The sequence below is a fragment of the Photobacterium lutimaris genome, from assembly GCF_003025555.1.
In the GTDB taxonomy this organism is placed as follows: domain Bacteria; phylum Pseudomonadota; class Gammaproteobacteria; order Enterobacterales; family Vibrionaceae; genus Photobacterium; species Photobacterium lutimaris.
In genome coordinates this window covers 161,247-182,190 of sequence record NZ_PYMH01000002.1, presented here as the reverse complement: position 1 = coordinate 182,190, position 20,944 = coordinate 161,247, and the positions used below count along the sequence as shown (strand labels likewise).

At 45.6% G+C, this 20,944-nt stretch carries 19 protein-coding genes; 10 read left to right on the top strand and 9 right to left on the bottom strand.

The genetic code is table 11. The features are described from left to right. Positions 1–6: 6 nt before the first annotated feature. From C9I99_RS06445 to fdhD, 6 genes are all read right to left on the bottom strand, one after another. On the bottom strand, positions 7–378 hold the full coding sequence (locus C9I99_RS06445) for a hypothetical protein (RefSeq protein WP_107348053.1): 372 nt from the start codon (positions 376–378) through the stop codon (positions 7–9). Positions 379–584: 206 nt separating this feature from the next. Further along, entirely contained in the window at positions 585–1,220 is a 636-nt protein-coding gene (locus tag C9I99_RS06440; RefSeq protein ID WP_244916301.1) for a TetR/AcrR family transcriptional regulator, read from the bottom strand. Positions 1,221–1,302: 82 nt separating this feature from the next. Next, a complete protein-coding gene (locus C9I99_RS06435; RefSeq protein WP_107348051.1) occupies positions 1,303–1,821 on the bottom strand; it encodes a DUF2505 domain-containing protein in 519 nt (172 codons plus the stop codon). 11 nt (positions 1,822–1,832) lie between these two features. Continuing rightward, positions 1,833–3,818 (bottom strand): SDR family oxidoreductase, encoded by a 1,986-nt coding sequence (locus C9I99_RS06430; protein ID WP_107348050.1) that lies wholly within the window; start codon positions 3,816–3,818, stop codon positions 1,833–1,835. Between the two features lie 542 nt (positions 3,819–4,360). Next, positions 4,361–5,275: a helix-turn-helix transcriptional regulator gene (locus tag C9I99_RS06425; RefSeq protein ID WP_107348049.1), complete on the bottom strand. Its 915-nt coding sequence runs from the start codon at positions 5,273–5,275 to the stop codon at positions 4,361–4,363. After that, positions 5,275–6,192 carry a formate dehydrogenase accessory sulfurtransferase FdhD gene (fdhD, locus tag C9I99_RS06420; protein ID WP_107348048.1) on the bottom strand — a complete coding sequence of 306 codons (918 nt, stop codon included), beginning with the start codon at positions 6,190–6,192 and terminating at the stop codon, positions 5,275–5,277. The genes C9I99_RS06425 and fdhD overlap by 1 nt, the downstream gene beginning before the upstream one ends. A 251-nt stretch (positions 6,193–6,443) precedes the next feature. On the opposite strand from fdhD, the gene C9I99_RS06415 reads away from it, so the two are divergent. From C9I99_RS06415 to cobB, 9 genes are all read left to right on the top strand, one after another. Then, positions 6,444–6,914, top strand: coding sequence for a DUF3305 domain-containing protein (locus C9I99_RS06415; protein ID WP_107348047.1), 471 nt, complete (start codon positions 6,444–6,446; stop codon positions 6,912–6,914). After that, positions 6,904–7,650, top strand: coding sequence for a DUF3306 domain-containing protein (locus C9I99_RS06410; protein WP_107348046.1), 747 nt, complete (start codon positions 6,904–6,906; stop codon positions 7,648–7,650). The genes C9I99_RS06415 and C9I99_RS06410 overlap by 11 nt, the downstream gene beginning before the upstream one ends. Positions 7,651–7,935: 285 nt before the next feature. Beyond that, positions 7,936–9,615 carry a 4Fe-4S binding protein gene (locus C9I99_RS06405; RefSeq protein WP_107348045.1) on the top strand — a complete coding sequence of 560 codons (1,680 nt, stop codon included), beginning with the start codon at positions 7,936–7,938 and terminating at the stop codon, positions 9,613–9,615. A gap of 9 nt (positions 9,616–9,624) precedes the next feature. After that, positions 9,625–10,224 (top strand): TorD/DmsD family molecular chaperone, encoded by a 600-nt coding sequence (locus tag C9I99_RS06400; RefSeq protein WP_107348044.1) that lies wholly within the window; start codon positions 9,625–9,627, stop codon positions 10,222–10,224. 184 nt (positions 10,225–10,408) lie between these two features. Continuing rightward, positions 10,409–10,648, top strand: a complete 240-nt coding sequence (locus C9I99_RS06395) for a twin-arginine translocation signal domain-containing protein (protein ID WP_107348043.1) — start codon at positions 10,409–10,411, stop codon at positions 10,646–10,648. A gap of 13 nt (positions 10,649–10,661) precedes the next feature. Then, complete coding sequence (locus C9I99_RS06390; RefSeq protein ID WP_107348042.1) at positions 10,662–13,517, top strand: formate dehydrogenase subunit alpha; 2,856 nt, start codon at positions 10,662–10,664, stop codon at positions 13,515–13,517. A 12-nt stretch (positions 13,518–13,529) separates the two neighbouring features. Next, positions 13,530–14,147, top strand: coding sequence for a formate dehydrogenase FDH3 subunit beta (fdh3B, locus tag C9I99_RS06385; protein WP_107348041.1), 618 nt, complete (start codon positions 13,530–13,532; stop codon positions 14,145–14,147). A gap of 171 nt (positions 14,148–14,318) precedes the next feature. Then, positions 14,319–15,341: a formate dehydrogenase subunit gamma gene (locus C9I99_RS06380; protein ID WP_420849222.1), complete on the top strand. Its 1,023-nt coding sequence runs from the start codon at positions 14,319–14,321 to the stop codon at positions 15,339–15,341. A 251-nt stretch (positions 15,342–15,592) separates the two neighbouring features. Then, positions 15,593–16,303: a Sir2 family NAD+-dependent deacetylase gene (gene cobB, locus C9I99_RS06375; RefSeq protein ID WP_107348039.1), complete on the top strand. Its 711-nt coding sequence runs from the start codon at positions 15,593–15,595 to the stop codon at positions 16,301–16,303. A gap of 634 nt (positions 16,304–16,937) precedes the next feature. Here the strand turns inward: cobB and C9I99_RS06370 are convergent. Next, positions 16,938–17,381 carry a PACE efflux transporter gene (locus C9I99_RS06370; protein WP_107348038.1) on the bottom strand — a complete coding sequence of 148 codons (444 nt, stop codon included), beginning with the start codon at positions 17,379–17,381 and terminating at the stop codon, positions 16,938–16,940. 95 nt (positions 17,382–17,476) lie between these two features. Between C9I99_RS06370 and C9I99_RS06365 the strand changes: the two genes are divergently transcribed. Then, positions 17,477–18,361 (top strand): LysR family transcriptional regulator, encoded by an 885-nt coding sequence (locus C9I99_RS06365; protein ID WP_107348037.1) that lies wholly within the window; start codon positions 17,477–17,479, stop codon positions 18,359–18,361. Positions 18,362–18,440: 79 nt separating this feature from the next. Here the strand turns inward: C9I99_RS06365 and C9I99_RS06360 are convergent, their stop codons facing one another. After that, on the bottom strand, positions 18,441–19,484 hold the full coding sequence (locus C9I99_RS06360; RefSeq protein WP_107348036.1) for an extracellular solute-binding protein: 1,044 nt from the start codon (positions 19,482–19,484) through the stop codon (positions 18,441–18,443). A 350-nt stretch (positions 19,485–19,834) separates the two neighbouring features. Then, complete coding sequence (locus C9I99_RS06355; protein ID WP_107348035.1) at positions 19,835–20,866, bottom strand: extracellular solute-binding protein; 1,032 nt, start codon at positions 20,864–20,866, stop codon at positions 19,835–19,837. Positions 20,867–20,944 lie beyond the last annotated feature (78 nt).

Genomic DNA, 20,944 nt, shown 5'->3' with positions numbered 1-20,944 from the left:
GGTCAGCTAATATTCGCTATCTTCCCATCCTTTGTCTTCCCACCATTGATACATACAAAACACAAACCCTAAAGCGCCAAGGCTCATCATCAGTTGAAGGGCGAGTTCATTCATGACGTTCGGCTCAAAGGAGGACGTCATTATGGCAATTGTGGCAAAGGCATAGGCCATGTATCCCCAGGCGCTGCCTCGATAGAACTGCAGTATCTCCAAGACGATAAACAAGACCGAGGAAGCGATATAGAAGCGGAAGAATTTTCCTAAGGTATCGGTATAAAAATCGCCGGTAAACCTCACCATTAGCCAGTGGAAACAGGTGTAGAATACGGCAATGCAGAGAGTCGATTCTGATAGATTTTTTAATAACTTAACGTTCATCTATATTCACTCACAATTAACGCGCCATAGTAGAATTACATACTGTACCGTAGGTTCATGTTTCAATGTGTAAGAGTGTATTTGCAGTTAAGTGAAAGTGCTAAACGGGAATGTTTTTATTACATCTTTGACAGGAAAATAAACAGAAACACCCCATATAAGTAGTAGGGGTGTTTAATTAAATGTTCAGCATTGCTCTAAAGCCGTTAGGTCACCAACTCTTGAACCAAATCTTGATGGGTAAAGAATGGAGACTTCGCATTTTCAGTCAGGTAAGGCTCTACCAGAGAGATTAAGCGCAGTACACCCGAGCGAGCGAGGTCGCTTTCGCTGTAATGATCATCAAGCAGTGTTTGGTAGTTGAGCCAGTTTAGGCTAACGAGCAATAAATTGTCAGCCAGAAGTGGCAAGCTTTGTGCGTCACAGTTTAACTTGTCCAACTCGACGAGATGCTTGAGCATGTCATTGCAGAGATGACGAAGCTTAAGGATCAGGGTTCTGATTTTCCGCTTAATTTGCGGATTCTGACCGTTTAGACTGTCTAAGTTTCTAAACAAAAAGCGGTAATGGGTGAATAGCGCCATTACGGTATGCATAAAGGGCCAGTAATCATCAAAGTCTTTGACCTGACTTGCGTATTCATTGCTAATGGTTGTCAGTGAGTTCTGTAATTCATTGACAAGTGTCGCAATAATTTCGTCTTTGCCGCGGAAATGGTAATAAAGGTTTCCTGGGCTGATCCCCATCTCGGTGGCGATGATTAACGTACTGACTTGGCCAACACCATCACGATTAAACAGCTCAAGACTAACTGACAAAATCCGATCTTTGGTTTTCATCATTTTTTCCTTGTTATTCGAGCTTCACATTCGGCAACCCCACCAATAACATTATTTGGGGCTACCGAAGGTGACGGGATGAACGTTATTGCTCTTCAGCAACCAGTTGGGGTAGTACTTCACATAGGAAGTCGTATTCCGCTTGCATCTGATCTTTCATGTCACCGCAAATGAACGAGACGAGCGTGCTACCCACCAGTGGGATCGCTGATTTCACGTCCATAGTGACATGGTTTGATGTTGCAATGCCCGGACGAGTCTCAGGTTCACTGAACACCATTTGACCCGTAATTGTGGCCGGAACACCCAAGATCTCAATTTGAAGTTTACAAATTAGTTGCTCATTTTCTTGCCAGTGCCAAGACTCTTTCTGTTTGATAGTATTGAAACTACCCAGCAGACTCTTAAGCACAGCAGGTACATTGGCTGGCATATCACGCTGGGTTTCAGCGCGGAAACCATCCGCGGTTTCTTCCAGCATCGTAACTCGAACGTTATTACCGCCTAATTTTTGGTATTTTTCAGTGATCAGTTCTTCTTCGCTGAAATACCGCAACAAGGTATCAAGATCTTCTTTGTAGTCATGTATTGCTGAAACTTGCATTGCTCTGATCCTTACATGTGTATTTCGCGCATGATGCTATTAATGGCTACTACATCTGCTGAAGGCTGTTTAGGCTCCGCATTATCTCCGTCATGCTTTCCGTGTTCTGGGTTATAACCCGTTGCCATGAGCAACTCACCCAACTTCGGATAAACACCGTGAATAAAGGCACCTAACAGACCTAGCTTAGTCGCAATGCGTTTTGGCTTCTCAATAATCGCTTTGATGATCAAGTCTGCTGCTTCTTCAGGAGTCAGTAGTGGAATACCCCCTTCAGCCTCGCGATAGTGATCAGAAATCATGCGTGTTTCAACAAGCGGCATATTGATTGTGGTGAAATCAATACCTTGGCCACCTAGCTCTGTACTTGCGGTACGCGTAAACGTATCCAGTGCAGACTTCGACGCGGCATAGGCAGAGAACAATGGCTGATTGGTCAACACCGCAATCGAGGAGATGTTGATGATATGGCCTTCACCCGCTTCGATCATTTCTGGTAGGTTACCCAGAATCATGCGAAGTGAACCGAAGTAGTTGATCTGCATGGTGCGTTCGTAATCGTGCAGACGGTCAGTCGCTTTCTCTACTGAACGGCGAATTGAACGGCCCGCGTTGTTGATTAGAATATCAACCTTACCGTGATCATGCTTGATTTGCTTAATCACTGCTTGCGATGGTTCATCTTGGCTTAGGTCACATTGATAAATGGATGCGTGGCCACCAAGGCGTTCGATTTCGTTTCGAGTCTGCTGCAGACGATCAAGATCGCGGGCGATCAGTACAAGGCGAGCTTTGGTTTTCGCAAGTTTCAGTGCCGTAGTGTAGCCGATACCTGAAGAGGCGCCGGTAATAACGACAACTTTATCATTGACGCACCCTTGCAGTGTTTTCTCAACATGCAATTCAGGATCAAGGTTACGCTCCCAGAAGTCCCAAATTTTGTCAGCATAATCGGCAAGACGAGGACAGCAAATGTTACTGTCAGACAGCGCATTGAGCGTATTGCTGCAATCAAATTGGGTTGGGTAGTTAAAGTAGCCTAACGCGTCTTGCGGCATATCCATCTCTTTACTGATGGCATCGATAAAACGCTTTAGCGCCGGGACTTGACCGAGCTGAGACCAGAAGTGAGAAGGGATCATGCGGAAAACACGCATATCCAGTCGCATTGCCATACGCGGAGCATGGCCAGCTTCTGCAAACAGGTTGATCACTTCACCAGAGCGGTATGGGTCAGGGTCCACAATATGGAAACACTGATTGTCCAACTCTGGTTTATGAGAGATGTGATCGATGGCATCGGCAACATAGTCAACCGGCACTAGGTTCAGGCGGCCGCCTTCAAGGCCAAGCAACGGTGCCCACTCAGGAAGTGCACGGCGTAGCTTCTGGATGATTTTAAAGAAGTAGTAAGGACCATCAACACGGTCGGCTTCACCCGTCTTTGAATCACCGATAACAATACCCGGGCGGTAAGCACGCCAAGGAATCGTTGCCGTTTCTTGTACCAGTTTCTCTGCATTGTGCTTAGTGGAGAAATAAGCATGCTCGAGTCCAGTTGCTTCATTAAGCATATCTTCGCGGAACCAGCCACGGTATTGGCCCGCAACAGCAATTGAGCTGAAGTAGTGGAAGCAACCTGCATTAATGCGCTCGGCAAAACGTAACGTATGTTCAGTGCCTTCAATATTGGCGCGCATCATATCTTCTTCGCTAGCCGTCAAATCATAGATGGCTGCGAGATGGAAAAATTGATCAATCTTTCCTGTCAGGTTTTTCGTATCTTCAGCTGAGATACCTAAGTTGGGTTCAGTAATCGAACCTTTGATACAGTGGAACTTGTTCTTAGGTAGATGATGTTTTTCTAACAGTGCTTCCAGTCTATCTTCAGAAATCTTGTCATAGGTGAGGATATAGATCTCACCAGGTCGTTTAGCCAGACGTTGTAATAACTGAGAACCGATAAATCCAGTTGCGCCGGTGATGAAATAATTCATGACCACTCCTTACGCGGTATTCATTTTACATTCATTTGCAGAGTAATTTACTGGTCAGATGACCGACTTCAGTGTGCATCTAGTGGCACAAATCCTCAAAGTAAAACCTGTTAAACTGTGGCATAGATCAAGATTCCGAAGGGGAATATCGCGATTTAGAGTAATTGCTCACGTTTTTTCTTTTTGGGTTTCATTTGTCACATCTGACCAGTGATAAATATCGTATATATGACGTAAGGTAAATATTAATAAATGCATATAGCTTAAACGGTCGTGCACCTTGACTTTATTGATTAATCTATCTGTAAAAAAGTGATATGCCAGCATAAATGGATTGATTAAAGCCGTCGGATTGGTGTGAGATCATGCAAAGTGGCGTATTGGGGGAATCCCATCTCCAGTGATGGCAAATTGGGTCATGCGGGGGGTGGGGATACGCGAAAGATTGCAATCTTTGAAGGTGGTATAAGGGAATGATTCTGTATTTGCTATCAAAGTGTGCCGTTTAGGGATGCTGGGGGTAGAATAAGGGGGTAGCCCCCTTATTTCCCGCTCCATACTTGCTGACCACTGCGACTGAAGTTATAGCCACCGAGCTGGTCACCCTTACCTTGGGTATTACTGTCGCTCAAGGCATGCAATAGCTTTTGTTGCAGATCCCTGAAGTAGATGTTTTTAGGGATCACCAGCTCGAATGCCTCGGTACACAAAGGAATGAAGCCGAGACCAAATTCTCCGGCGGTACTTTGACTCGCACACCCCACGTCAGCATCACCGCGAGCAATATATGACGCAAGTTCCCGTTCACTATTGCAAGTATCAACACTTGTGAGCATGTCGATAGTAAAGGCATGGGTATGAAGCCATTCCGACAGCGCGCGCATACTGCCAGCGCCTTCTTGGCGTAGCGCCCAACGCCAACGTGAAGATAATAACTCTTGAGGTTGAATCGAGCGGTTATTGACGCAATCTGCGACTTCCTGCGAAACGACCAGCCCCTGCTGGCGTTCAAAAGCGTGGATCAGTACCCAGTTACGATGGCCGCTGTATTGCTGAAGTAACGCAGGATGACGAAGGGCTGCCTCTTGTGCATGCCCCCAGTGAATGGCGCACATATCGACATGGCCTTTACTTAACATGGCCAGACCCTGGCGAGTACCGGTGGAGGTATAGCCAATAAGCGCAGTACTACCAAGCTTATTCGCCATGTTACCTACAATCATTTGCAACAAGGGGTCATCGGAGCCAGCAATCAACAGCCGATCGTTCAAAACGCCGTTATGACAGGATTCCAGTAACCACTTATCCAGCAGTGCCTTGGGGAATAACCACTTTCCGGTAACTTTTGTCGCAGGAAGAAGCCCGTCATTGGCAAGTGCGTAGACTTTCTTTTCATTTAAGTCGAGGTACTCAGCAACTTGCTTAGCATTCATGAATTCTGGGTAGGCACTCTCCATTACTTATCACTGCCTGGCTGGTGGTTTACTTTTCGGTGATCAGTCTCGCCCTTGTGCGCAGGCTTATTTGAATCATCCAGCGATTGGCCGTTATTCTCTCCCTTAATATCAAGGATCAGGTTATCCATGCCGTTATACACTTGGAAACGGTGTCCTTTTGCACGGGCAATCATGGTAATACCGAGTTTCTGAGCAAGCTCATAACCCATCTGGGTTGCACCTGAGCGGGAGAGCAATACTGGGATCCCCATCTGCGCGACTTTAATCACCATTTCGGAGGTCAGTCGACCTGTCGTATAGAAAATCTTATCTGCGCCTTGCTCGCCTTTAAGCCACATCTCGCCGGCAAGAGTATCTACTGCGTTATGACGACCGACGTCTTCTACAAATGACAGGATGTCGGTGTCTTTACATACCGCACAACCGTGAACCGCACCTGCTGCCTTATATGTCTCGTTATGGTGAGTAAGGGCCTCAAGCAATCCGTATAGTTTGGATTGAGGGATAGTGGGGCTTGGCAGTTGTATACCTTCGAGCTTTTTCATCACATTGCCGAACATGGTGCCTTGGCCGCAACCGGACGTGACGGTTTTCTTTTCCAGCTTCTTTTCTAGCCCGTCGGTGTTTTCTCGGGTGATAACGGCTGCAGAGTTGGTTTCCCAGTCAATGATCAGCGACTCGATGGCATCGATATCTTCAATAAAACCTTGGTTTTTGAGGTAACCCAATACCAGCGCAGAAGGGCGTTCACCCAGGGTCATCAGGGTAACAATTTCTACCCAGTTCAAATACACGGTAAGCGGATGTTCGCAGGCAATTTCTTTTTCCATCATATCGCCATACTCGTCCATTACCTGAACGGTCATCGTCTGATTAACCGATGAATTTGTTTTAATTATTTTTGGCAATTGGCTCATCAAATTATCCTGCTGTTGATATGGATGTGTTCATGTATACGCAACACGGTCTGAAGCGTCTACTTTTAAAACATAGATTAAGTCGTTGTCTGGTGTGTAAGCAAACATCATTCCAACTTATTTGTATCGGAAAATTTCACTGCATTTAAATGGAGTAATTAAAGTTGGTCTAATATTTGCTTTGCTACTTGAAATAGGCCGAAAAGGTCAATCATATCCAATAAGCCATAACGATAAGCTCGGGAGCGAATGTGCCGGAACAATATAAGAATGAGTCATTGTGGCCTATAGCGTTTCGCTTGGTGTCGCAAGAAAAGCAAATAGGGCGTTGGACAACACTTTCTTGGTCTATTGAAGACGTTTGTTTGTATAACGATGACGACAAGGCGTCATTGGCCAGTGAGCAAGGTGGTTATTTGATGCCGTTGGAGCTACATCGCCATGAACGGTCAGATTACCGCTTTAATCTTAGCTCTCGTGATCCCCACTTATTTATCGTTTGTGAAGAAGAAAATGAACAGCTCTCACCGTTGTTGATTACTGCTGCGCAAGGGCTTGCGAGTAGTTACATGGATGGCGATTACCAAATTCTTCATATCAAAGCTCCCTTACAGATCCAGGCGTGGATGGAGGCCTTCATCGGTCGTCATGGCGAGCAAATCGAATATCGTCGCAAACGTTGTAAGAACAAAGAGCAAAAAGGGCGTTCAAGTGGCAACTAACTTCTTCCAGCGTTGGTCTCAGCGCAAATTACACACCAAGGATGAAGGTGATGTTCAATTAAATCAGAACGCTACGGCTAAATCATCTGCTATGGACACGATTGTTGATGATGTTGGCACTGACACTCAACCCGTTCAAGAGGTTGAAATTGATCCGTCATTGAATACGCAAGCCAATGATGAACAAGCTCTAGCGATTACGGAAACAATAGAACATCAAACAACGCAATCAGATTTAAAATTCCCTGAGCTAACTCTGGCTGATGCTGCAAAGGTGACTTTCGATTCTGGCGTGTCGACCTTTATGAAGGAAGGTGTTGAAAAGTCAGTGAAAAAAGCGGCACTACGTAAACTTTTTCACTCTGATGAGTTCAACTATGTCAGTGATATGGATGATCATACCGAGGACTTCTCCAATATCCCTGTGCTTGATACTAAAGTGACTCAGCAGCTTCGTCAGTGGGTAAATCAGGTCGCAGAGACAGCAGAAGATATGATTAAAGCGACTGACTCTGACCATTCACTCGCAGCTGTTGATGGCGTTCAAGCTAAGGATAGGGCACTAGAAGAAGAGGCAACGACTGTTGATGATCTTCAAAAGGTGAACGTTCAAGAGAATGTTGAAACGGAGATTGCGTTTGCGATCCCGACTGAACTAGAGACTGAAACAGAATCAGACACGATTTCTAATAGCAAGTTACTCCATAGCGATAAGAACGATTTGCTAAAGGGTTAAGGGTATTTTGCCCTCGAACTGGGACAAAAAGGGATAAATACCCTTAAAAAAGATCGGGACATTTTGGCGCACTAGTCATTAAGGGGTGGGACAAATTGTCGTCTTTTGACTTGGTCAATCTGTCCATAAGAGATTTTGGCTCCCTATAAGTCATTTTATTCCGTGAAAAGTTGGATCGGTTATTGCTCTAGTAATGAGTATGAAGCGAAGCGTTCGGAAAATCCTTTTCTGAACAAAGCGTTTCAATCGACACTGACTAACGGTGACGAGTAGACAGGAATAATAATGTTAAATAGTACACTTGAAGCACTTTCTGCGTTCAATGAGCAAAACGGTAAAGCAAGGCTAGCGGCGATAAATGATACCGTTGAGCTTTCAAACCTTATTCCACCAACGGTTTCCTATGAAAGCCGTGGGAATGTTTTGCTGGTGGGCGCAGAAGACGTTATCACTACACTTGAAGCACAGTTTACTTCGCTGAACTCGGTAACCCTACTTGCCACAGCGAAAGCACAATCTTTAGAGAATGCCAAAAACAGTGCTAAGCGTAACAACCTTTATTATGCGAGTAAGGCAACCATCAAAGGTTACCTAGGCGCATTTGAAGTGTCTTGTGATGTTGAGAATATGCTGACAACAGTGAATCTGGCAAAAGTGGCTATAGGCCAAGATTGTTTTGATTTAATTGTTGATATGACGGAAGACGGTTTATCTGAGGTTGAGATTTCAGCTCCTGGCTATTATGCGGTTGGAGCAGGAAAAGCGAAACTGGCCAATGTGATTGAAGATCTTCCTGCGATGGTCGGCACATTTGATAAGCCAAAATATTTCCGTTTGGATCCCGACCTTTGTGCGCACTCTTCGCGGGGTGTAACCGGGTGTGAGCGCTGTGTTGATGCTTGTCCTGCTGGTGCATTGTCAAGTACCGGTGATCATATAGAAATTAATCCATACCTTTGCCAAGGCGTGGGTACTTGTGCGACTGCGTGTCCTACAGAAGCTATTTCATATGCACTTCCTGATCCGGCTAATACGCAACATTTTGTTTATCGCTTAATTACGAATTATCGAAAAGCGGGTGGGGAAACTCCGACGCTTCTTTTCTATGGTAATCGCGATGAAGCCACGGTAAACGAGATCCTTTCCGATCTTCCTGAATCCGTAATTCCGGTTGCATTGGAAGAGTTGGCCACAGTCGGTATTGATACTTGGTTTAGTGCATTGGCATACGGCGCCCATCAAGTGCTTTTAGCAACGAATACCTCTTATATTCCTGACACTATCGATCGTGTACTTCGCGATGAATTAGCGACTGCTCAGTCATTCTTGGCTGAAATGGGTTATGACATTGAACGTATTGCTTTGTTTGATTTTGCTGAAGCCAAGTCTTTTACAGGTTTTGATTCTGCATTATTGAATATTGCTAGCCCTGTTGAGGGGACAAAACGTGAAAAGTTATTTGCTGTTCTTGATGCCCTTTACGCGCAGGCTCCTGTTAAACCTGAACGTTCAGATGTAACGGAAAATGCCCCTTATGGTTCGGTAGATTGTCGAGAAGACGATTGTACCTTGTGTATGGGATGTGTGTCTGTGTGTCCAACTCGGGCATTACATGCCATTGGTGATCGTCCAGGCTTGCTATTTATTGAACAAGATTGTGTGCAATGTGGCATGTGTGAAAAGGCGTGTCCTGAAAAAGTGATCTCTCTTAATCCGGGAGTGACTTGGAATGCACAAACTCGTCAAGAAGCACAGGTTCTTCATGAAGAAGAAGCAGCGTGTTGTACCCGTTGCGGTAAAGCTTTTGCACCGGCTTCGATGGTGAAAATGCTGACTGAAAAGTTACAAAACCATTCGCAGTTTCAGGGAGAGGCCATTCGACGCCTGAATATGTGCGAAGACTGTCGTGTTCGCGATATTTTCTCGACGATCGTCGATGATCCTGAAAGTCAGCTAAAAGTGTAGGAATAGTAAATGGAATCAGTACTTCAAACTGCTCAAGAAGAAAGTGCACTGCGTGTTGAAATTTATGGCTTGTTGGCACATGTGTTTCGTAAGGCACCGGATCAAACCGTTCTCGATTGGCTTTCTTCACTGGATGTTGAAGCGAATCAAAATGTGTCTAACACCATGGCTGCTTCTTGGCCTGTTCTGAAACTTGCTGCTCAAACAACAACTGTTTTGGCTGTAGAAGAGGAATACCAAGATTTGTTCATCGGGATCGGGCGCGGTGAAATTGTTCCTTTTGGATCATGGTATTTGACTGGTTCGTTGATGGAAATGCCGCTTGCGCATCTTCGTCGTGATCTTATGCAGTTAGGCTTTCAACGTGATGAGAGTGTTAAAGAGCCCGAAGACCATATTGCAGCCTTACTTGAAGTGATGGCGATGCTGGTGGAAGGCGGAGATAGACATCTTCAGCAAGTTTTCTTCAATCGCCATATCGCGACGTGGTTCGAACGACTCTGCAATGACCTAAAAAAGGCGAACAGTGCGGTGTTTTATAGTGCAGTTGCTGAACTGGCTTTGCAGTTCCTGCTGGTCGAAAAAACACGATTGATAGAGGTGAACTAGACTTTACCTAATTTTTGATTTTGTGACGACGTAACCGCTACTTAGCGACCAAATGAGGGTGCTCAGGATGTAGCTGAGGAAACAATTGAAAAGTCGTTATTTATATTACGAGAAACTTAGCAGAAAAATTGATTTCCGAAGCGAGATATTCGGATTCGGGAACACGATAAAGGAGCAAGCTTTTATGAGCGAGCAAAATAAAGCTAGTAACAATGAAGCGATTCATAATGAAACTAGTCAAAGTCGTCGCCAATTACTGAAAAATATTGGTTTGAGCGTGGCTGCTGGTGCGATTGCTGCAGGGGCGACAACAGCCGTTCAGGCAAAGGTCGAGCAGTCTGACGGCAATACCAAAAATCACGATGACAATACAACTGGCTATCGCGAAACCCAGCACGTTCGCGATTACTACGAAACCTTGTAAGGCGGAGCCATAAATGAAACTGACAAAACGTTCCGACAACGTAAGCAAGGACGAAAACCAGCTAGGTATTTCGCGTCGTTCCTTTATTCGTAATTCATCACTGGCGGCGGCTGGTGGTATGGCTGGTGCAGGTTTGTTTGCGCCGGGCATGATGAAAAAAGCCGAAGCTAAAGAGGTTGATCCTAAAGCGCCGGTAGAAGTAAAACGTACAATCTGTTCCCACTGTTCAGTCGGCTGTGGTATTTACGCTGAAGTTCAGGAAGGTGTATGGACAGGCCAGGAGCCGGCGTTTGATCACCCATTTAATGCGGGTGGGCATTGTGCTAAAGGCGCGGCCTTGCGTGAGCACGGCCATGGTGAGCGGCGTATCAAATACCCAATGAAGTTGGTAGACGGTAAGTGGAAAAAGCTGAGCTGGGAGCAAGCACTGGATGAAGTGAGCCAGCAGGTTAAGAAGATCCGCGAAGAGTCAGGGCCAGATTCGGTTTACTGGCTGGGTTCAGCAAAACATAACAACGAGCAGGCGTACCTTTTCCGTAAAATGGTCTCTCTATGGGGGTCTAACAACGTTGACCACCAGGCGCGTATTTGTCACTCGACCACGGTTGCCGGTGTAGCAAACACTTGGGGTTACGGGGCGATGACTAACTCGCTCAATGACATGCACAACTGTAAGTCGATCCTGTTCATCGGCTCTAATCCAGCAGAAGCGCATCCCGTCGCTATGCAGCACATCTTGATCGCGAAAGAGCGTAACAGCTGTAAGATTGTAGTTGCCGATCCGCGTCGTACTCGTACTGCGGCAAAATCTGATCATTATGTTTCTCTTCGTCCGGGCTCAGACGTTGCTTTCGTTTGGGGTGTGCTGTACCACATCTTCAAAAACGGCTGGGAAGACAAAGAGTTCATTCGTCAGCGTGTTTGGGGGATGGATGACGTTCAAGCTGAAGTGGCTAAGTGGACACCCGCTGAAGTGGAACGCGTAAGTGGTGTACCAGAAGCGGATGTTTACCAAACAGCGAAACTGCTATCTGAAAACCGCCCAGGCTGTGTCGTTTGGTGTATGGGGGGGACTCAGCATACGACAGGTAATAATAACACCCGAGCTTACTGTATTCTCGAGCTGGCGCTTGGCAATATGGGTAAATCAGGCGGCGGTGCTAATATTTTCCGTGGTCACGATAACGTACAGGGTGCAACTGACTTTGGCGTACTCTCTGACAACCTACCGGGCTACTACGGCCTGTCTGAAGGTGCTTGGAAACACTGGGCAAAAGTCTGGGATGTCGACTACGAATGGCTAAAAGGCCGATTCGACCAAAAAGAATACCGTGGCAAGAAGCCAATGAACAATGCCGGTATTCCTGTGTCGCGCTGGATTGATGGTGTGCTTGAAGACAAGGCAAACATCGAGCAGAACGACAACATTCGCGCCATGTTCTACTGGGGCCATGCGGTTAACTCGCAAACCCGTGGTACTGAAATGCGCAAGGCAATGGAAAAACTGGATATGATGGTGATTGTTGACCCGTATCCAGGCGTGGCAGCGGTCATGAACAACCGCAAAGACAATGTCTACCTGCTACCGGCAACCACTCAGTTTGAAACAACCGGTTCTGTGACGGCCACAAACCGTTCTATCCAGTGGCGCGATCAGGTCATTGAGCCGCTATTCGAGTCAAAACCTGACCACGAAATCATGTACCTGCTGTCTCAGAAGTTGGGTCTTGCTGAGCAGTTGTTTAAGCACATCCGTGTAGAAAACAATCAGCCAGTGATTGAAGATATCACTCGCGAATACAACAAGGGTATGTGGACTATCGGTTATACCGGTCAGAGCCCTGAGCGTTTGAAAGAACACCAGCAAAACTGGCATACCTTCCACAAGACTTCGCTTGAAGCTGAAGGTGGTCCGGCAAACGGTGAAACTTACGGTCTGCCTTGGCCATGCTGGGGAACGCCTGAAATGAAACACCCAGGTACCCATATCCTGTATGACACGTCAAAAACGGTTGCCCAAGGTGGCGGTAATTTCCGTGCACGTTTCGGTGTTGAGCGTAACGGTGACAGTCTACTGGCTGATGACAGCTTCTCGCTAGGTTGTGAACTGGAAGATGGTTACCCAGAGTTTACCGATAAGATGCTGAAACAACTTGGTTGGTGGGATGATCTTACCGCTGAGGAAAAAGCACAGGCCGAAGGTAAGAACTGGAAAACGGACCTGTCTGGCGGTATTCAGCGTGTAGCGATTAAGCATGGCTGTATTCCGTTCGGTAATGCCAAAGCCCGTGCCGTAGTATGGACTTTCCCTGATGCTGTTCCATTGCACCGTGAGCCACTTTACACGCCTCGTCGTGATTTGGTGACGGATTATCCGACATGGGATGACAGCGAAGCGATGTTCCGTCTGCCAACACTGTACAAGTCTATCCAGGACAAAGACATGTCTGGCGAATACCCAATTGTATTGACCTCGGGTCGATTGGTTGAGTACGAGGGGGGCGGTGATGAAACCCGTTCTAACCCTTGGCTGGCAGAATTGCAGCAAGAGATGTTTGTTGAGGTTAACCCGAAAGATGCCAATGACATTGGCTTCAAAGACGGTGACATGGTGTGGGTAGAGGGGGCCGAGAAGGGGCGCATCCACGTTAAAGCGATGGTAACACCGCGCGTGAAACCGGGACTGGCATTTATCCCGTTCCACTTCGGCGGAAAGTTCCAGGGTGAAGACCTTCGTGATCGTTACCCTGATGGCAGTGCTCCGTTTGTTTCTGGTGAAGCGGCAAATACGGCAACGACCTATGGCTATGATCCTGTGACTCAGATGCAGGAAACCAAAGTCACCCTCTGTAAAATCTCTAAAGCGTAAGGAGTCATTCTGATGGCACGTATGAAATTTCTTTGTGACTCTAAGCGTTGTATCGAGTGCAACGGTTGTGTGACAGCTTGTAAAAATGCAAATGATGATGCGCTTGAGTGGGGTATTCAACGTCGTCGTGTTGTTACCCTCAATGATGGCCTGCCGAATGAGAACTCTATCTCGGTAGCTTGTATGCACTGTAGCGATGCACCTTGTATGGCGGTATGTCCTGCAGACTGTTTCGTACAGACCGAAGACGGCATTGTTTTGCATGACAAGGATCTGTGCATTGGTTGTGGTTACTGCTTGTTTGCCTGTCCGTTTGGCGCACCGCAGTTTCCACAACAAAGTGCTTTTGCTGAGCGTGGCAAAATGGACAAATGTACTTTCTGTGCAGGTGGCCCAAATGTAGAAACGGGTTCGATTGAAGAGAAGCAGAAGTACGGTGCCAACCGTATTGCTGAAGGTAAGTTACCTATGTGTGCTTCTTTGTGTTCGACCAAGGCGCTGTTGGCCGGTGATGCAGCGAAAATCTCAGATGTTTACCGCGAGCGGGTTGTCGCCCGAGGTGCCAAAGAAGCGGGTTGGGCAAGCTCTGATGACCTCGCTTATGATGCCTCTGAGGTCCGCAAGGCATAAGCTGAGCTAACGAATAAGTGGCCGTTACGTCAGGGGGTGCTATACAAACGCTTGTTGATGTGATTGCCACTGAATAAAGGTTTGAACATAACTGTTGAATGAACAGTCGGGAGTAATATGACTAAGCGAATTCAACACTGGTTTTTCTTGCTGAGCACTGTCGTGATATTGATGTTTTCATTATCGGCGGCAGCAAGCAATGAATCCGGTGCTAACTCTGAATCTGAGCGCTTGGGCGAGTCTGTTGTAAGGCATGAAGTCATTGGTTTTGCCGGTGCTGACTATTGGCGAGCGGTTAAGGATGGCCAAGAAGGCTATACCACGTCCAAATCACCTGAGCATGGGGTGCTGATCAGTGTGCCAGGGCAAACCTGGTTCATTATGAAAGAGAAGTGGATGTCGCCACTTGGTGCGCTGGCTATTTTTGGTAGCTTGGTAATGGTCGGGCTAGCATATGTCGTTGTTGGCCCGCTTAAGCTGAGTAAGCCAAAGACCGGACGCAAAATTAAACGCTGGAGCCGACTTGATAGGGCATTGCACTGGAGCTTGGCCTTTACCTTCTTGACGCTGGCTTTTAGTGGCCTGACGTTGGTTTATGGTAAGTACTTTATCAAGCCTATCGTGCCAACAGAGTTGTGGGGCTGGGTCATTTATGCGGCCAAGCAATACCACAACTACATTGGGCCTTTGTTTGCATTTTTCTTGGTTGCTGTGCTCGTTAAGTGGTGGCGTAAGAGTATTTTCAACAAAGTTGATATGCAGTGGTTCATGAAAATGGGCGGCATGGTCGGTAAGCACAAAGGTAGTCATCCTTCGGCAGGGTTCTCGAATGGTGGTGAGAAAGTCATCTTTTGGATGTTGATCTTCTTTGGTGCTTTTATTGTCATGAGTGGTTTTGTTCTCGATTTCCCAATTTTTGATCAAACCCGCCGTGATATGGAGCTATCACATCTTGTCCATATGTTGTCAGCACTGGTTCTGATTTGTGGTTTTATCTTCCATATCTACATCGGTTTGTTTGGGATGGAAGCGGGCCTTGATGGCATGATCACCGGTGAAGTCGATGAAACTTGGGCAAAAGAGCACCACGATCTCTGGTATGAGGAAGTCAAAGGCTTGCCAGAAAATCAGCCGGGTTATGATGATAAAGTCGAAGCGGATAAGAAGGGCAATGCCGCACATGATAATCCATAAGTTGCTGCATTAGAGACATGAAAACCGGTAGTTCAGCTACCGGTTTTTTTATACCTACGATTTTACGAATGAGAATCAGATAACAAGCCATAAACTGGTTGAGGGAACACAAGAGTGTTACTTTTACCAGTTAATGCACTATAACTTTTTGTTTGCCTTCTACAATTAGACTAATGTCGTAGACGTTTTACTTATAACCACATGAAAACAATGGTATAAAGCTTATAAGCGAATAAAGAAAGGACACGGCTATGCATTTTCCTTATCGAAATATTGTTGTATTAACCGGCGCGGGTATCTCTGCGGAATCAGGTATTCGTACATTCCGTGACCAAGACGGACTGTGGGAAAACCACCGCATTGAAGATGTGGCCACGCCAGAAGGGTACTACCGTGATCCTGCATTGGTACAGAACTTTTATAATCTACGTCGTCAGCAGCTAGAAAGTGGCACCGTATTTCCCAACGAAGCACACCGAGCGCTTGCAAGGCTTGAGCAAGAACTTGAAGGCAAGGTCACGATAGTGACGCAGAATATCGATAATTTGCATGAGGCCGCGGGCAGCAAGAATATTATTCATATGCATGGGGAGTTATTAAAAGCTCAATGCAGTGAAACAGGTCAATCCATAGAGTGGCGTGGTGATATTTCACTTGATGATCACTGTCACTGCTGTCAGATGCCAGCGCCAATGCGACCTAATGTTGTTTGGTTTGGTGAAATGCCGATTGGTATGGATAGAATCCATGACGCATTGTTAGAAGCCGACTTGTTCATTTCGATCGGTACATCAGGGGCGGTATATCCCGCCGCAGGCTTTGTTCATGAAGCCGCTATGCATGGCGCCCATACGATTGAATTAAACTTGGAGCCAAGTGAGGTTGAAAGCGAGTTTGCCGAGAAGCGCTACGGTCCGGCTTCGAAGCTAGTCCCTAACTTTGTCGATGAGATACTTGGTTAGAAGCTTGTTCTAGGTATTAAATAGGGCGCATCTTGCGCCCTATTTATTTTGAAATATTAATTCACTCCAACCCTAAATGGGCTCTGTGTCATCAATACTTATTAATATGTCCGCATGCTTTACATGCATATTTGAATTTTACACGAAAAAGTTTATCTAAAAGTGTTCTGTGTATACGAACTAAAGTGCCATGATGCTGGCAGTTTTTACAATGCATGTATAACCTTGGTGTATTGAGCTATAATTATTTTATTTTGATGAAACAGCTGTTATTTATTCTGAAAAGTGTATAGACGTTTTTCGTTTATTAACACTTTTTATAATCATAATGATTACCTACTGTTAGTGTGGGCATTGTACATATGGCATTGTATTTATCAATCAATCCTAAGTGGGAAGATGTATCTTTAATATTTTAATATATATTACACCTGTAAATCACGCGATTAAAGCGTTGATTTGCAAGGCTTATTCGTCGACAAAAAGAAAGGTGAAAATGCGCCGAGCAAGAGAGGCTGTTTATTCTAAATAATGAATACGCACACAGAATGACCACTACAACAATAATTTATAAGTCACTGTTCATTACGACAAATAGAAACGCCCACAGATTTAGGGCGTTTAATTAGTTATATTAATATTCTGATATGTGAGCTTCGATATGAGCTGGCTTTGTGAAAAACTTCGCTTTGGCATGGTCATATGCCCAGTTATAGATAATCGCATATATCAAAAAGAAGAGTACGATACCTAGATCAAGAATCAGAACGGTCCAAAAGTCTAACTGTAATACCCACATCAACACTGGAATCGTGACGAAGATAAGCCCGCCTTCAAAACCTAAGCCGTGTAAAAGGCGTGTTTTAACGGTTCTGTTCAGGCGATCTTCGCCAACAAACCTGTCAAACAATACGTTGTATAGATAGTTCCAAGCCATTGCAATCAATGACATCACAACACTCAACCCACCGACAACGGCGGGATTATGTCTTGTGAACAAGGTCGCTGCTCCCATCAAAATAATAAGGGCAAATACCTCAAACAACACAGTGTGCAAAATACGTTCTTTAATTGTCATCATTTATATCCGAGCTAATGGAAGTGTTTTTATGCAGGTATAATATCTCTATCTGTGATTTAATATAGTTAGTTATCATCACTTTTACTGATAGTATGTGTAATCTCGACCAACTTCGTATGTTTGTTACCGCAGCAAAGCTAGGCTCATTTTCGGCCTGTGCCAGACAGTTAGGCAAAGTTCAATCTGCCGTGAGCCAGGGGATTGCAAATTTAGAAATCGACTTGAATGTTGAGCTGTTTGATCGTTCCACACGTAAGCCCACGCTCACAGAGCAGGGGAATCATCTGCTTCGGTTTGCTGAGGCCACCTTGCAACAGAGTTTTGAATTACAGAGTGCAGCAAAGGCTCTGAGCAACTTTCAGGAAACAGAAGTAACCATAATTATTGATGACAATTTGCTGATAGATAAGCTCAGTGATATTGCTGAGGAGTTTGGACAGCGTTTTCCCTCAACAACCCTAAGTACAATGTTGGCCAGTAGCACTGATATTCCAGGTCTGTTGCTTGATGGAAAAGGGGATCTGGGGGTGATGTTGACCGATATGACGTATTTTAAAGAACTGGATATACGTTATATCGGTAGTGTTCAGTTTGTGCCGGTTGCTTGCCCTGAACATCCTCTAGCAAATAATGACAGTGTCACGCCTGCAGACCTTATCCCTCATCGCCAGTTGATGGTTAGAGGTGAAAGTGGCAAATCGATGGCTTATATGCCACCAATCTCCTCAAACCATTGGTGGACCAATGACCACCACGTGCTGATTCAATATGTTGAAAAAGGCTTGGGTTGGACATATCTACCGAGTCATGAAGCAAGGCAGAGGGTAGAGCTGGGGAAAATGAAAATACTGCCTGTGACTTTCGATCATAAGGAGTGGCAAGCACCGGTTGAGTGTGTTGCACCAAAAGGAAGAGCTGTCGGCCCGGCTGTGAAATGGCTGAATACTGCGTTAAATAGCCTATTGGATGATACGTAATTTCCATTATACCGTTGATGGGTGTTACAAATAAAAAACTCGGGACTAAGCCCGAGTTTTCAATAATGACTGGGAGAGATTACATACCTGCTTTTAGCTTCTGGTAGTACTCTTCGTAAAGGGTGTTTGCACCGTTTACGCTGTCTTGCCATTCCCCGGCATCCATCACTTCTTGAGGTGGGTAGATGCTTGGGTCGTTGACAAACTCAGCTGGAAGCTTGTCTTTAGCCGTTTCCACAGGTGTTGGGTAACCGATCTCTAGTGCAATTTTCGCTGCGTTTTCTGGGCGAAGTAGGAAATCGATCATCTTATGGGCTGCATCGGTGTTCTTCGCATTGGCAGGGATAGAAATGCTATCCATCCAGAAGATGGCGCCTTCTTTTGGCCATACGATGTCAATTGGTGCACCTTCTTGGCGAGCCATGTAAGCAGAACCGTTCCACAGCATACCTAGTGAGGTTTCTCCTGCCATGTAAGGGTTTGCAGGGTAGTCAGAGTTGAATACCAATACGTTTGGCATTAGCTTTTTAAGCTCTTCGTACGCGGCTTTAATTTCTTCAGGATTCTTGGTGTTCGCAGAGTAGCCAAGTTTACGCAGAGCGATGTGAAAGAACTCGCGAGCGTCGTCCATCATCATCAATTGGCCTTCCCACTTAGGATCCCAAAGGTCAGCCCAGCTCGCCACTTCTTCTTTGTCCATCATATCGGTGTTTACACCGATACCTGTTGCACCCCAGATGTAAGGGATAGAGTAATCATTTTCAGGGTCGAATGGCTTGTGCAGGAAATTAGGGTCGATCTCGTCAAAGTGGCTTAGCTTTGACTTGTCGATTTTTTGCAGCATATTTTCTTCACGCATCTTCGATACATAGTAGGTTGAAGGAACCACTAGATCGTAGCCGTCACCATGGGTTTTCAGCTTTGCGTACATGGTTTCATTCGACTCGTAGGTCGAATAAATCACTTTAATGCCCGTTTCTTTGGTGAACTGTTCCAGAACTTCTGAAGGGATGTATTCAGACCAGTTGTAGAAATAAAGCTCTTTGTCTGCTGCTGTTGCCATGTGCGAAAACATTGCCATAGCGCAAACACCACCGGCCATTAAAGAAGACCATTTTTTCATTGTTATATGCTCCAAACTAAATGGGATATTGAGAGTGTTCTCTAGCGAATGTACTAATTATGGATGAAAATCATCTCTGTGAAGTACTAACCGCTTCTCCTGCAAAGTGTCGTTATGTTCAGCCAAGTCGCTGAACATCGGATTGCTACCCGTGTATTGAGGGTAGTTAAGTTCGTTAAAATACACTGAAAATACAGTGCTTTTAAGAGCATTATTATAACAGGGAATTGAATGACTACGATATGGAATCTCAAGCCTTAATAACTGTCTGAACTATTAATAGCCAATGTCTGTCTGTTTTCGATATAAAAAAGGCAGCCATTTGGCTGCCTTGAGTTAATTCATTGCTATTACTGACCGGCTTTTAGTTCCAGGAAGTAATTCTCGTAGCGGATGTTCATCTCACCAACGGAATCTTGCCACTCACCACGGTCTAGATCTTCTTGCGGTGGGAACAGAGTCGGGTTGTCTTTGTACTTGGCGTTTGATGCTTCAACGGCCGTTAGGTAGCCAGTCTCTTCAGAGATTTTTGCAGCAACATCAGGGCGCAACAAGAAATCAATCATCTTGTGTGCAGCCTCAACGTTCTTGGCATTTTTGGCGATAGCAAGGCTATCAACCCAGAAGATACCGCCTTCTTTGGGCCAAATTAGCTCAATCGGCAAGCCTTCTTTCTGAGCGGCAGCAGCAGAGCCATTCCATAGCATGCCCAAGCCGACTTCACCGGCTAGATATGGCGCGGCAGGGTTGTCTGAGTTAAACACCAATACGTTTGGCATCAATTTTTTCAGTTCTTCGTGGGCTTCGTCGATCTGTTTTGGATCGGTAGTGTTACCAGAGTAACCTAATTTTCGAAGGGCAATGTGGAACACTTCGCGCGTGTCATCCATAAGCATGAGTTGGCCTTCAAGCTCAGGATTCCAAAGGTCCGCCCAGCTATCGAAATCGGCAGGATCATACATGTCAGTGTTAACTGCCAAGCCTGTCATTGCGATAACGTGTGGGATCGAGAAGTCGTTGTTTGGGTCAAAAGGCTTATCCAGATAATTCTTATCAAGCTCTTTGAAGTTAGTTAGCTTTGATTTATCGATTTTCTGTAACATGCCTTCATCACGCATTTTCGCAACGAAGTAAGTTGACGGCACAACCAGGTCGTAACCTTGGGGGTGGGCTTTTAACTTAGCGTACATAGTCTCGTTCGACTCGTAAGTCGAATAAATCACTTTAATACCAGTTTCTTTAGTGAACTGCTCACGAAGCTCCGTAGAAATGTACGGGCCCCAGTTCATAAAGACTAATTCCTTGTCTGCGGCATTGGCAATGTGAGTAAACATCGCAGCAGCGCATGCAGTACCGGCTAGAAAAGCGGACCATTTTTTCATTAGATTATCATCTCCAAAACCCTTTTAGGGTGTTAATACAAAACAAGTGGCCCGAAGGCCACTTGCTCGTTTTTTTGG

Excerpts from the sequence above, each read along its gene's own strand:
- C9I99_RS06445 (WP_107348053.1), bottom strand. The coding sequence starts at position 378 with ATGAACGTTAAGTTATTAAAAAATCTATCAGAATCGACTCTCTGCATT.
- C9I99_RS06440 (WP_244916301.1), bottom strand. The coding sequence starts at position 1,220 with ATGATGAAAACCAAAGATCGGATTTTGTCAGTTAGTCTTGAGCTGTTT.
- C9I99_RS06435 (WP_107348051.1), bottom strand. The coding sequence starts at position 1,821 with ATGCAAGTTTCAGCAATACATGACTACAAAGAAGATCTTGATACCTTG.
- C9I99_RS06430 (WP_107348050.1), bottom strand. The coding sequence starts at position 3,818 with ATGAATTATTTCATCACCGGCGCAACTGGATTTATCGGTTCTCAGTTA.
- C9I99_RS06425 (WP_107348049.1), bottom strand. The coding sequence starts at position 5,275 with ATGGAGAGTGCCTACCCAGAATTCATGAATGCTAAGCAAGTTGCTGAG.
- fdhD (WP_107348048.1), bottom strand. The coding sequence starts at position 6,192 with ATGAGCCAATTGCCAAAAATAATTAAAACAAATTCATCGGTTAATCAG.
- C9I99_RS06405 (WP_107348045.1), top strand. The coding sequence starts at position 7,936 with ATGTTAAATAGTACACTTGAAGCACTTTCTGCGTTCAATGAGCAAAAC.
- C9I99_RS06400 (WP_107348044.1), top strand. The coding sequence starts at position 9,625 with ATGGAATCAGTACTTCAAACTGCTCAAGAAGAAAGTGCACTGCGTGTT.
- C9I99_RS06395 (WP_107348043.1), top strand. The coding sequence starts at position 10,409 with ATGAGCGAGCAAAATAAAGCTAGTAACAATGAAGCGATTCATAATGAA.
- C9I99_RS06390 (WP_107348042.1), top strand. The coding sequence starts at position 10,662 with ATGAAACTGACAAAACGTTCCGACAACGTAAGCAAGGACGAAAACCAG.
- fdh3B (WP_107348041.1), top strand. The coding sequence starts at position 13,530 with ATGGCACGTATGAAATTTCTTTGTGACTCTAAGCGTTGTATCGAGTGC.
- C9I99_RS06380 (WP_420849222.1), top strand. The coding sequence starts at position 14,319 with ATGTTTTCATTATCGGCGGCAGCAAGCAATGAATCCGGTGCTAACTCT.
- cobB (WP_107348039.1), top strand. The coding sequence starts at position 15,593 with ATGCATTTTCCTTATCGAAATATTGTTGTATTAACCGGCGCGGGTATC.
- C9I99_RS06370 (WP_107348038.1), bottom strand. The coding sequence starts at position 17,381 with ATGACAATTAAAGAACGTATTTTGCACACTGTGTTGTTTGAGGTATTT.
- C9I99_RS06365 (WP_107348037.1), top strand. The coding sequence starts at position 17,477 with ATGTGTAATCTCGACCAACTTCGTATGTTTGTTACCGCAGCAAAGCTA.
- C9I99_RS06360 (WP_107348036.1), bottom strand. The coding sequence starts at position 19,484 with ATGAAAAAATGGTCTTCTTTAATGGCCGGTGGTGTTTGCGCTATGGCA.
- C9I99_RS06355 (WP_107348035.1), bottom strand. The coding sequence starts at position 20,866 with ATGAAAAAATGGTCCGCTTTTCTAGCCGGTACTGCATGCGCTGCTGCG.